The organism is Paenibacillus sp. Aloe-11, from assembly GCF_000245715.1.
GTDB classification, from domain to species: domain Bacteria; phylum Bacillota; class Bacilli; order Paenibacillales; family Paenibacillaceae; genus Paenibacillus; species Paenibacillus kribbensis.
In genome coordinates this window covers 87235-99307 of record NZ_JH601048.1, presented here as the reverse complement: position 1 = coordinate 99307, position 12073 = coordinate 87235, and the positions used below count along the sequence as shown (strand labels likewise).

Annotated in this window: 9 protein-coding genes and 1 pseudogene; 2 read left to right on the top strand and 8 right to left on the bottom strand. The window is 47.9% G+C overall.

What is annotated here, in order from left to right:
* Together WG8_RS05380 and WG8_RS05375 are read right to left on the bottom strand one after the other, a co-directional pair.
* Positions 1-668: pseudogene (locus WG8_RS05380) on the bottom strand (N-acyl-D-glucosamine 2-epimerase); the annotation flags it as partial.
* A gap of 84 nt (positions 669-752) precedes the next feature.
* Positions 753-1520, bottom strand: a complete 768-nt coding sequence (locus WG8_RS05375; protein WP_007429095.1) for a YwaF family protein — start codon at positions 1518-1520, stop codon at positions 753-755.
* Positions 1521-1662: 142 nt separating this feature from the next.
* On the opposite strand from WG8_RS05375, the gene WG8_RS05370 reads away from it, so the two are divergent.
* Positions 1663-1875, top strand: coding sequence for a hypothetical protein (locus tag WG8_RS05370; RefSeq protein WP_007429094.1), 213 nt, complete (start codon positions 1663-1665; stop codon positions 1873-1875).
* A gap of 90 nt (positions 1876-1965) precedes the next feature.
* Here the strand turns inward: WG8_RS05370 and WG8_RS05365 are convergent, their stop codons facing one another.
* From WG8_RS05365 to WG8_RS05340, 6 genes are all read right to left on the bottom strand, one after another.
* A complete protein-coding gene (locus WG8_RS05365) occupies positions 1966-3237 on the bottom strand; it encodes a methyl-accepting chemotaxis protein (RefSeq protein ID WP_007429093.1) in 1272 nt (423 codons plus the stop codon).
* Positions 3238-3633: 396 nt separating this feature from the next.
* On the bottom strand, positions 3634-4293 hold the full coding sequence (locus tag WG8_RS05360; RefSeq protein WP_007429092.1) for an SGNH/GDSL hydrolase family protein: 660 nt from the start codon (positions 4291-4293) through the stop codon (positions 3634-3636).
* Between the two features lie 322 nt (positions 4294-4615).
* The gene (locus WG8_RS05355; RefSeq protein ID WP_007429090.1) at positions 4616-5533 is read right to left on the bottom strand and encodes a PD-(D/E)XK nuclease family protein; all 918 of its coding nucleotides are present in this window, start codon (positions 5531-5533) and stop codon (positions 4616-4618) included.
* Positions 5534-5698: 165 nt separating this feature from the next.
* Positions 5699-6994 carry a galactokinase gene (locus WG8_RS05350; RefSeq protein ID WP_007429089.1) on the bottom strand — a complete coding sequence of 432 codons (1296 nt, stop codon included), beginning with the start codon at positions 6992-6994 and terminating at the stop codon, positions 5699-5701.
* Between the two features lie 280 nt (positions 6995-7274).
* On the bottom strand, positions 7275-8798 hold the full coding sequence (locus WG8_RS05345) for a copper amine oxidase N-terminal domain-containing protein (protein WP_007429088.1): 1524 nt from the start codon (positions 8796-8798) through the stop codon (positions 7275-7277).
* A gap of 101 nt (positions 8799-8899) precedes the next feature.
* Positions 8900-10564, bottom strand: coding sequence for a PucR family transcriptional regulator (locus WG8_RS05340; RefSeq protein WP_007429087.1), 1665 nt, complete (start codon positions 10562-10564; stop codon positions 8900-8902).
* A 347-nt stretch (positions 10565-10911) separates the two neighbouring features.
* On the opposite strand from WG8_RS05340, the gene ald reads away from it, so the two are divergent.
* Positions 10912-12042: an alanine dehydrogenase gene (ald, locus tag WG8_RS05335; RefSeq protein WP_007429086.1), complete on the top strand. Its 1131-nt coding sequence runs from the start codon at positions 10912-10914 to the stop codon at positions 12040-12042.
* Positions 12043-12073: the final 31 nt, after the last annotated feature.

Sequence of the window (12073 nt, the reverse complement as noted above, 5' to 3'; positions counted from 1 at the left end):
AGCTCGCCAATCAGCCCGTTCACGGCGTCCACGCGCAGATCGACCCACTGTGCGTACAGCTCCGGGACCTTCCGGTAATAATTCCGTGCATGCTTGTCGCGGAAATCCGGAATGTCCTCACCGCTGCGCTTGCGGAAGGCGCGCTGTGCATGCGGTCCGATATCCCCGTATACTCCACTGCGCAGTCCGTTCCATTCGGGGAAATAAGGCTCCGCCACCTCGAATCCGTCGAACGGAATGTCGGTGACGAGCCGGGCAGCGGCTTTCTTTTTCCACTCCACATACTCGTGTGCAAAATGCGAAAGCCGCTGAAACCCGTCGTCCGGTTCGCGCAGCAGCTCCATGCGCCACCCTTTCCACTCCGGTGGCAGCTGTGACACGCCAAAAGAGCCGTTGCCCAGCACCATCGCCCACACCGCTATGCCTCTGCGCTGAAAAGCGGTGACAAGCGCTCCATCCACTTCATTTTCACGCACAACAAAATAATGGACGGTCTGGTAGCCCGCAAGGGCGATTTCATCTGCTATACTGTCCCGCGAACGGTTGGCGTAATAGGGAAACAGCGGATCGATTTGAATACTGGGGCCGCTCAGCGCCCACGGTTTCATTTTTCCGGTCAGTGCTACAGGATCTGTCGATTCAGATCTGCCATTTGCGTGATCGCTCATTCGATCCACCTCCGTTACTCGCATTTTCTCCGCCACAAATTCTTTTTAATATGTCTTTTTAATATGTCTTTTTAATATGTCTTTTTAATATGTCTTTTTATATGTCCCTGAGCGGGCATACAGCCTGCCTCCCGGCAGCACCTCGAACAACAGCATCATTAAAGAAAAGAACAACAGTGCTATAACCTCTTCCGCCAAAATATACACAGGGTATGGCCCCAAAACATCCAATATCGACGGTGTGGACGGCTTTCCGGCAAGAAACATGTAATTTGCTCCAAGAGCAGTATCTACGATCCATACGAACAGCGCCAAGCCATTCAGAAAAAGCATGGCTCCTCCAACGCTTTTCCACGTCGGTTTAAGTCCTTCTATCCAGGTCATATGCAATGCCGCCAAAATAATACCACTATGGGCCACAAAAAAATGGATGAAACGGTAATGAGGAAAAGCATATGCCAAATTAGGCGTAAGTACTGCTTGAAGCGCTCCTCCAATTCCGGCAAAAAGAACAATCGGATATAGCCAGCGGCTTCGGAAAAACAGCATCAGAATAGACAGCAGTAGTGTCACACTGCACAGCTCCAACGGCAACGACGTCTGGGCATCCCAAATACGCTGCGTCACGTACCATATATTTAGAGTCACCTCTGACAGAAAGAGAACAGCCATTAAAAACCAGCGAATCCCCTCGCTTACAGACTTATGCGACCGAATAACCCCTCGAGTCAGCCATAGCAGCAAAGCGCATACAATGAGTCCCAGTACAGCCCACACATGTGACGGCGTAAATACCTCGAATCTCTCCGGCGCATAAGCATCGAACCAGGACTCTGACCACGGCTTGTTCATAAAAAGCCCCCTTTTATCCCTGTTTCCCTTTCATTGCATTCTATTTTATACCAAAAAACCGAATATGTTCTAGCCGCCTTTCTTGCTTGTTCCATACCTCAACCCTTATGATAATAGATATCATATTCAAAGGAGATCTCTCATGCCCATTAATCGCCGATTAATTACAGATCAGGATTTCAGTGAGGCACTGGAACGCCATCTTCGTGTCCGGGTATTTCAGGACGACCAGTTGATTGGCTCGGGCGGAACCATCATCCGTTTTGATGATCAAACCATCGTCGTGCAATCCAGTGTCAGTGATGTGGCTTACCATCCAAGAAAACAATGTGAATTTTTTGAAATTAAAAAATAGCCACCACACACCGGGGAACCATTTTGCTTCGTTTTCCGGTGTACAGCGGCTATATTTGGCTTTAGACATCATATCTCGTGGCTGTTCCTGCTATAGTTGAATTCCACGTGTTTTCATCATAAGTTTATTCGTAAGCACTTTCAAATCCTCGGAAGAAGACGAAATTTCCTGCATGATCGCGGTTTCCTCATGAGCCGCTGTATAAATCTTGTTTGCACCTTCTGAGAAGGCTCCTGACATTTGCTGAATACGACGAATTTGTTCAAAGGTTTGATCTACCCGGTTCGTCTGCTCCGTTACGGCTTCTTCCATTAAGCGGATGCTCTCGACAAATTCGTGTACAATGGCGTTCAAGCGATTCAACGTCTGATCCACAGAGCTTGTCCGTTCCGCCTCAGCGCTGACCAACGACGTTTGCTGATGCATTAGCTGCACCGTTTCTACGATTTGCGACTGCACACGGCTAACGATGGCATTAATTTGCTGTACAGACTCCGTACTTTGGGCGGCAAGTGCACGAATTTGGTGAGCCACTACGGCAAACCCGTTACCTTCTTCTCCCGCACGGGCGGCTTCGATGGAAGCGTTCAGCGCCAGCAGATGGGTCTGCTCCGCGATATCCTTCACCGTGCTTGTAATCGCTTCAATTTGAGAAGCTTCCTTTTCCAGGCGTGCAATAACCTGCTGCGAACGACCGTGTGAAGCTGTCAGCTCCTCCATTCCATTCATAAGCGATGAAAATACGGTCTGTGTTGAATCCACTGAATTCTCCATGTGGCCTGACAGCTCCAGCATATGTCCCGATTTGCTGCGCATCATTTTAAAATCGCCCAGCATTCGATCCGCTGTTTCAATGGACTGGGAGGAAGCTTGCTGCTGCTGCTGTACACCATCCAAAATATCTTCTACCACCGAAGACATGGCCTCAATTTGTGCCGTTGCCTGTACAATAGCCGAACTCAGATTTTCCGCACTTTGCGAAGTTGTTTTGGTACTGTACGATATCTCGTTAAACATGTCCTTAATGTTCAGCATCATATGCCGGAATGCATCATAAAGCACCTTGATTTCATCATCCGAACGACGTTCCGGAATGACAACCGACAGATTTCCCGCTGAAGCTTCCTCTGCCGCCTTTGCCAGTCTAACAATTGGGCGTGTGAGTAATTTTGAGATCAACCAGCCCAAAATGCCACTCCACAGGACACCCAATAACAGAATGATCGAAGTGTACACCCATTCCTGTGCATCATGAGCGAGCCAGTCCTTGAGTACAAAAATAAAAAAAGCGCTTGTTCCATAGGTTATTGCAGAAATCGTGACAAATGCAGCAACCATTTTCGTACCTAGTGACATTTTCATCTACCGTAGTCCACCCCAAAAAACTCAAATTTGATTCCATTTTACCATAAAATTGCTACAATTCTAGTAGTATTTTTCACAGACAATTTTAATTATGAGCATAAAGATAGGGAGACTTAAGGCCCTCGACCTAACTGTAAAAACAGGAGATTAACAGGCCGCAGTCTGCAACAAAAAATGGACGAACCGCGCTGCTACTTCATTTTCAGACATTCGTCCCATTTTAAATCAACGATTCATCAGCAGCCTCACATTCCATCATTCGGAAGTACTGTCATTTTCCTGACCAACGACTGCTTTCTTGACCGCTTCATTTGTGTCTATTTGGTGACTGTTTTTTTCCAGCACGGTATACTCCCATTATCTAAGTAAGTATGTCCATAATCGTACATCATGTTAGCGGATCGCCAGCCGGCTCTTCTGCACGACATCTATCCATTGATCGGCTATCAACTGGTTCCCAACCGCTGTCGGATGAACCCCGTCATGCAGCCAGTAGGAGGCGTCTGCCTTGGTAGCGGCTTCGTTCAGCATGCCTTGCAGCGGCACAAATACGGCCCCAAACTCGTCTGCAAGCTGACGTACAAGCCGCTGATAGCCCGTTATTTTTTCCTGCCAAATGTCCCACCGTGCCTCGGTAGCTCCTGTTTTCAAAATAAACGGCTCACATAGCACCAGCCCGGTATCAGGCAACACTTCACGCGTTTCCTCCAAAATGTGGCGATAGGCTCGTTCAAATCGGTCCGTCACCCCGGACGGCTCCTGCTCCACGATTCGCCAGGCATCGTTCACTCCGATCATAATACTGAGCAGGTCCGGCTTCAGGCTAAACGTGTCCTCATTCCAGCGTGCATACAAATCCGAAGCCCGATCCCCCGAAATTCCCCGGTTCACAAATTCCGGCTGCGTTGTAGCCAAACGACTCCCCAGTGCACCCGCGATCATATACACATAGCTATGACCCAGCCAGTGGTTCGCGTCCTCATTCCGTCCTCTTCCCCCATCTGTGATGGAATCCCCCTGAAAAAGAATACGTATATGTCCTGTACTCGTCATCTCCTTGATTCCTCCTTCACCTTTTCCCAATAATACCCTTATCATACCTCGTATCTTCTAAATTAGAAAGCGATTTCAAAACATGGGAGAATTGTAGATTTGCCATATGAATTTTAATATATAAGCCGAACTGGAAATGTAAATGATGCGCCACTACGCAGACGGATGATGCTTCCCATCGCCACCGCCCCCGGATTTTCTCGAATAGAGCCTGATCAGGGTAAAAATCCGGGGACAAAAGCGACCGCTTCGCTTGTACAGCACCATTCCGCCTGCTCCGTTTTCCATGTACTTTTTTTGGTTCAACACATTAAAACCATGTTCACACCGCGCGGTACTTACATACTTCCCGGAAATTACAGCCCCCACACGCTCTGCGTGAAGGCATCGGGGTGAAAAAGGACTCCGGTTTCGGTCGATTGTAATAATCGTCATCAAGACAAGACTTCATTTCCTCGATGTATCGTCCGACATTACGAACCACCTTGTCGATATCCTCCTGCACAGGCCGGTACACTTCATGCTCTCCGGTCATCAAATATTCCACACGCACCTCGATCTTCTCCAAGGGGAGTTGGTAATGCTCCTGCACATAGGACGCATACAAAAATAGCTGGTCGGAGAAGTCGCCTTCCTTACCCGTCTTCCAATCCACGATCACCATGTCTCCATTGGCTCTTCGGTAAAGCAAGTCCATTTTGACATATACCTTCGTCTCGTAAAGCAGCATCGTATCCCACTTTTCCACCTCGACGATTCTAGCCTCGCCCTGCTGTAATTCGCGCCAAACCGCAGTACGGTACAGATTGTGTACCACCGCATGCTGTCGCTCCTTAATCCGGGCAATCCGTTCCGGCAGCACCTCATCATCATAATAAATTTCAGCGAGCATAATGCGATTTTTGGGATCTTCCTGCCATAGCTCACGGTGCAGCGATTCCTTGTAACTATCGTTCAGCATGTTCTTCATCGCTGTCTCCAGGTACGCTGGACGTGGAATCGCACCTTTTTCCATCCACCCTCGTATGACCGATTCACACATTTGGTGCGTAATATTCCCGAATAAAATATATAAGTTGCTCAGCTGCTTGAGCCGATACAACGCAACCTGCTCTTCACTGCCCTGTGCGGGGTTCCAGCCGTTGTGCGAGCCGTAATAATGGTAGTAGTATTTGCGTAAGCATTCATCAAACGTTTGGGCCCTCGATTGCGAATAGGACCAGGACGGGTACATAGCCAAGAATAGGCCCTCCTTCATTAGAACTTCCATGCTCTATTATAACGCAAGCCTGGACTGCATCGCCCAAAAAGAACAAAGACTCTAACCCATGGGTTAAAGTCTTCAACTGTCCAGTATGTTCAATTCGCAATGACTCCTGAGGTCCAACCAACCATGGTCTCATTGTCAATATTTCTTCTCCGCATGAATCAGATCACTGACATTAACGGCACCATGCTCACGGACGTTGACAACGAGTACGGGAGTTCCCAGCATTCCGCTAATCCACGTCTTATAATCTTCAACATAATCATTCGGAAGAATCGTCAAGATGACTCCAGCAAAGCCACCACCATGTACCCTGCATGCGCTGTCAGCTATTGATTTCAAATATATTTCTGTTAAAGCAAGTGCAACAGATACGTCCTGTTCCCGGGCAACCTCACTTCTATATACGTTTTGAAGCCATTTCCATGAAGAATTACCGGATTCGGTGACGAGCCTCAAGAAATCAGAAAAGCGTCTCTCCTGCAACGCCTTCACCTGTTCATCCACACGCTTGTTTTCTTCAAAAAAATGCAACGCACGCAGCACTGCACGATCTCCTGCTGTTTCCCTGACCATTTTGAGATTGGCATACAGATCTTTCGGCGATAAGTCACGGCAAACCGAAGCCCCCAAGGACTGAGCCACTGCATACATTTCGTTTGGCACCGCAGCGTAATCATCTGTCAAATCAGCATGATTTCCGCCTGTATTTACGATCACCAGGGAATATCCGTTTTGCCCGAAATTCCAATGAACCGGGTTGATGATCGGTTCATTGGGATTTACAAAGTCAATCGCAACCAATCCCCCATATGCGCAAGCCATTTGATCGAGCAGGCCCGACGGCTTGTTCCAGTAGCGATTTTCCGCGTACTGGCCGATTTTGGATTTGGCGACAGCATCCAATGCTCCCTCATTATAAAAATGACTTATGATCGTACATATCAACATTTCAAACGAAGCGGAAGAACTTAAGCCTGAAGCAGAGAACACATTGCTGGATATATAAGCCTGGAATCCTCCGATGCGATAGCCGAATTCAAGCAGACCAGCGGCCATACCGCGAACCAGCAGCGTCGTACCGTCGTCTTTCGGTTGTGGCGACAAGTCATTTAAATGAATGACGTATTTCGTTTGGTAGCCTTCGGAAAAGAACGTAATTACAGGCTCCTCTACTTTAGCAGCTACAGCGATGGTATCAAGTGTAATACTGCCTGCCAGCACCTTTCCGTGATTGTGGTCTGTATGATTTCCTCCAATTTCGCATCGTCCCGGAGCACTAAACAATTCAATATTCTCGACACCGAAGTGCTCCCGATACGCTTGTATAAGTGATTGATATCGCGTCGTTTGCTCTGAAACCTGCTGTTGACCATACATCCGGGCGAGTATAATTTGTCCCTCGCTAGAATTCAACAGTTCCGTATCTGTCATCGTATATCCCCCTATTGTAGGTGATTTCTACTGTGGCGCCTGGCCGCAAATATATATGGCGCAACAACACTATAATTATCTCAATTTTCTCTGTACAAAAACAGGGTACTTTTTTAATCTGTAAGTGCTTATTTTAATTGTTTTCCGAGAATATTTCCTCACAAAATCAACCGGCGAAAAAAAGGAACCGACCCTTGAACGGGTCGGTTCCTGTGTCCATACCTGGCATATTATCTATGCACCAGCAGTTCTGCTGGAGATAGATATGTGGCATTTCTTTTTAATCGCGTTTCAGTACATATTCCCCATTACTGCTACGAGTTACAGTGGCACCAAGTGCCTCGGCAACTGTTTTGAAAGGAACATACAGCGTTCCATATTGATCCGTATATGGAGCTTGTGGCAGCTTCAACGTGCTTCCTTCCAGTGTAGCTTGTTTGGAGCCGCTTTTCAGCTTGAGGGTCTTGCCTGTCATATCATCCACTACTGTAATTTGCTTGGCAGCTGCATCCCATTTTAATTCGGAGTTCAGTTCATATGCCAATTCACGCAGCGGAATGAAGGCTGTACCTCCACGATTCTCCAAAACGTAGTAATCGTCTTTCGGATCGAAGGTGGTTTCTACCTTTGTAATTTTCAGATCATTTTTTAAAATATTGTAGATCGGAGAATTCTCATCAAAATTGCGGAGTGTCGCTCCCGGCGTTAATTCAGCTTGTTTATTCAAGTCAATAACGCCTTTCGAAATATCCACTTTGTCAGCCGTTACATTGCCATTGATATTCCAAGCTTGAGTTTCAGTCAGAATCGAGAAGGATTTCACTGGAAGACCTTCTACTTCTGGCAAAGCAACCGTTAGGTTTGCCGATGATTTGCGAGCATTTCCTTTTTCATCAAAATATATGTCGCTTTTCAGCACCGTATTCGCACTCAGTACTGTTTTAATTTCAGGAGATTGTGCGTACAAAGTGCTAACTCCTGTATCATACTGTGCAACAGCCAGATCCAGGTACTTTTTAACCTCGGTATAAGCCTCATTAACCAGCTTTTCCTTGTTGGCACTCAGTTCAGTTGTTACTTTATCACTACCTTCAATAGCCATGCCGGAAGCGATATTCTTGGTCACATCAATAGCTTGCCCGATCAGTTCTTTCAAACCTGCCTCGTCCTTGGCCAGATTAGTCAGGAACGGTTTCACAAGCGCTACCAGCTCATCGCCACGAAGCTCAGCATGCAGATGGGTCAGTTTCACTTTGTCCTTTTCACCGTATACTTCCTCGGTTACAGACGTTGCAGAAATGGTTGAAGGGTTAGGAGCATGCTTGAGCACAAGTGCCATAGCTGTTTTGGTCAGGTCTTTTACATCCTTGGAGTATACATATGGATCAAATCCGGCAGGCAGGCCGCCTAAACTCTCATACGAGTTCAAAGGTATGTAATAAGGTTTTTTGGCACCTTCCAGTTGAATAGCCATACCTTGGCGATCCAAAGCAAGCTCAAACGGCAAATTATACTTATCGATGTGCAATGTACCCTTGGCGGAAGCGATCTCCTCCGATTGCACCTTGGCTTCATCCACCGTTACCGAAATGGAATTAAGAAGATCTATGATTTCCTGATCACCTTGCGAGATTCCTTCTCTTGGAGTCAATTTAAGAGATATCTTCTCCGTTGACTGCTGGGATTTCACATCAAGTGTTCCCAATAGATTTTTACTTACATCAAATCCTCCTACTGCCTGACACCCTGTCAAAGCTACCATTAACAGAATAAGAGGGACAGCAATCCATTTTTTTATATTCATATTAATCCCCTTTCAAGATATTACCTTACTTTCTTCTATTATCTCAGTGTTAACACGCATTGTAAACAATCAGATTGGAAAATAGAACTAGTCATTTAGAATCAATTTTCAGCCTGCAGCATCCGGTGAGCCAGTAGTGCCATCTCCAAACAACGACGTTTGTCCGGGTCTGCCAGACTTCCCTCGACGATTTCATTAATTTTGTCCAACCGATTATAAAGAGTTTGCCTGTGAATGTATAGCATCCCGGCAGTATCGCGCTTGGAGCCATGACATTGAAAGTAGGCATCCAGCGTGTCCAGCAGCTGCATATGATGCTCACGATCATGCGCAATCAGTCCGCCCAAATGGTCCTCTACAAACTCTTGTAAAAAAGGAATGCTGGGTGCCGCCTTCAATAGCTGATAGATTCCGATGCTGTCGTAAAACAGCCGATCCTGCATGGCCGGGACGCTTCGCGCTACTTCAATGACCTGATAAGCCTCTTCAAAACTGCGATCCGTCCCTGTCATACGGTGCCTTACTTTACCAAAGCCTGCATGAATACGCACCTTGTCAAGCTGTCCTGCGGCATAATTTTGAATATATTGTACGGTATGGGCAAGCACTTTTCTCATTTGCGCTGCAGAACGCAGCGTTAATTCCTCCTTGGCACAAAGGATGTAGCATTGGCTGCCCTTCATCATCAACAGATTGTGCAATGTCTCTTTTTTCAACAAAGAACGAAGCAGCACCAGCACATCCTGATTGATGGATTCCTTGCGCACCTGACTGGCGTCCTTATCCTCATGCTCCACCTCGATAACCCCTGCCCAAAATAAATACTGTCCCTTCGACAACAATCGCAGCCCCATCCGGGTCTGAGCCTGTTCTTCGCTGGGAAGCTGTCTGTTCAATACATCCTGAATCAATTCATTCTGGTTGCGCAATAAACGGTCTTCAAGAAATTGTGTCCTCAGCACCAGTGTAGCGGCTGCCTTGGCTGTGTAATCGAGCAGCAGCGACATTTCTTCCGTCGGGGGTTCGCCGTGCAGCACCAAACCTACAGCGGAAAACACCTGACCAAAGCATACTACAGGCTGAAACAAGACGGCAGTGGATTCATTCAGCTGAAACAGCAGGTGCCCCTCGCGATCAGCAGTCATGCTGGATGCCACTTCATTGGCGTAAAAATCTGCAATATGGTCCGCCGATTCCGGCTGGACGGAAGGTACGAACCGATTGGTGTCTATGGAGGACATGTAGATGATCTGCCGGGCGGTATAGTCATGGAGCACTCGCAGGAGAGCGTTCATATCGGTGCTGCGCAGGGTTTCCTGCTGAAGCTGACGTGAAAAGCGCTCCAGATCTTTAAGCAGTTCATGATGGCGGTTAATAAGAAGGGAATGAATATCTTGTGTAATTTCCACAAAACGCACGGGCTGCTCAAATACGATGACCGGAAAATGGTGTTGTTCCGCCAGCTCCAGAATCTCCAGCGGGATTTCATGAATGCTTGTGCCCAGCTCCACACACAATCCCGCCGCTTCCGAGCGGATCAGCTGCTCCATATACTCGGCGCGCTCCTCCCCTTTCCGGGTTAGCCACAGGCCAGTCGTCAAAATCAGGTCATGGCGACTCACAAACGGAGAAACATTTGTAATTTCCAACACATGTACCCAACCAACCCGGCGGTTCGTGCCCTGCTCCCCCGCCGCCAACTTGGCCCGCCGGAAAACAGGACGTTCCAGCACATCCGCAATGGTAAATGTTTTTTTACCGTTCATCGGCATTCTCCTTATACATATGTTTTTATGTCATATTATATGACACATATTCATCAAAAAGTCGAGCCCCCAAGTCAGATAATCCGACAAAATGTATGATGTCAAGGAGTTCCCTCCCCTGTAAACTGTACCTAATCTAACATGAATTGCATTTATCGGCTTGAGTCCAACTAACTAATCGGTAGCCTGCACAAAAATGATAATGCAATTTGGGCAATAATAAATACCAGCAAGAATAGTAAGCATAAGCCCACCAGCAACAGTAACACAGCAACGCAGCAGCACAACTGCCCTAACAAGCAATGATTGCCGTTGGGTAAACATTATTTTAAGGAGAGGTGAATGAAATGAAAATCGGGGTTCCGAAAGAGATTAAAAACAATGAAAACCGTGTCGCGTTGACACCTGCAGGTGCAGCTCAAATGATTCGACACGGACATCACGTGTTTGTGGAAAGCCATGCAGGGGCTGAAAGTGGCTTTAGCGATGGGGATTATGCCACTGCGGGTGCAACCATTGTGCAGAAGGCTGCCGATGTGTGGTCCCAGGCCGATCTGATTATAAAGGTGAAGGAGCCCTTAGCCTCGGAATACGGATATTTTCGACAAGGATTGATTTTGTTCACCTATCTGCATCTAGCCGCTGAGCCAGCACTGGCCAAGGCTTTAACGGACAACGGTGTAGCTGCCATCTCCTATGAAACGCTAGACGTCGAAGGAAGCCTTCCGCTGCTCACTCCGATGAGCGAGGTTGCAGGTCGAATGGCTGTACAAATCGGGGCACAGCTGCTGGAAAAGCCAAAGGGCGGCAAAGGCATCCTGCTGGCAGGCGTACCGGGGGTCAAGCGTGGCAAAGTAACCATTATTGGTGGAGGGATCGTCGGCACGAACGCCGCCAAGGTCGCCATCGGTCTCGGCGCAGATGTGACCCTGATCGATCTGAGTCTGCAAAGGCTGCGCCAACTGGATGATATTTTTGGCAACCAGCTCCATACGCTGGTGTCCACCCCCTCCAACATTGCTGAGGCCGTGGCGCAAAGCGATTTGCTGATCGGGGCTGTTCTGATCACCGGTGCCAAGGCCCCGCGGCTTGTAACGGAGGCCATGGTGCAGACCATGCAGCCCGGCTCTGTGATCGTGGATGTTGCCATCGACCAAGGTGGTATTGTCGAGACGATTGACCACATCACGACACATGATCAGCCGACCTATGTGAAGCATGGCGTCATTCACTATGCGGTAGCAAACATGCCGGGCGCGGTACCGCAAACCTCGACGCTTGCTCTGACGAACGCCACCCTCCCCTATGCTCTCCAGCTCGCGGATCTGGGTGTGCAGGAGGCGCTTCGCAAAAGCAAGCCGCTGCTTAGCGGCACAAATGTCCTGAACGGACATATCACCTACGAAGCAGTCGCCCGTGATCTGGGGTACCCTTACGTTCCAGTGGAACAGGCGTGGCAGGCGAAAGCTTTGCAATAGAATAGCTGCAACACAAAAGAACCACACATTC

What these genes read in the sequence shown, in the direction of transcription:
- WG8_RS05375 (WP_007429095.1), bottom strand. Translation starts at nt 1,520, where the DNA reads ATGAACAAGCCGTGGTCAGAGTCCTGGTTCGATGCTTATGCGCCGGAG.
- WG8_RS05370 (WP_007429094.1), top strand. Translation starts at nt 1,663, where the DNA reads ATGCCCATTAATCGCCGATTAATTACAGATCAGGATTTCAGTGAGGCA.
- WG8_RS05365 (WP_007429093.1), bottom strand. Translation starts at nt 3,237, where the DNA reads ATGAAAATGTCACTAGGTACGAAAATGGTTGCTGCATTTGTCACGATT.
- WG8_RS05360 (WP_007429092.1), bottom strand. Translation starts at nt 4,293, where the DNA reads ATGACGAGTACAGGACATATACGTATTCTTTTTCAGGGGGATTCCATC.
- WG8_RS05350 (WP_007429089.1), bottom strand. Translation starts at nt 6,994, where the DNA reads ATGACAGATACGGAACTGTTGAATTCTAGCGAGGGACAAATTATACTC.
- WG8_RS05345 (WP_007429088.1), bottom strand. Translation starts at nt 8,798, where the DNA reads ATGAATATAAAAAAATGGATTGCTGTCCCTCTTATTCTGTTAATGGTA.
- WG8_RS05340 (WP_007429087.1), bottom strand. Translation starts at nt 10,564, where the DNA reads ATGAACGGTAAAAAAACATTTACCATTGCGGATGTGCTGGAACGTCCT.
- ald (WP_007429086.1), top strand. Translation starts at nt 10,912, where the DNA reads ATGAAAATCGGGGTTCCGAAAGAGATTAAAAACAATGAAAACCGTGTC.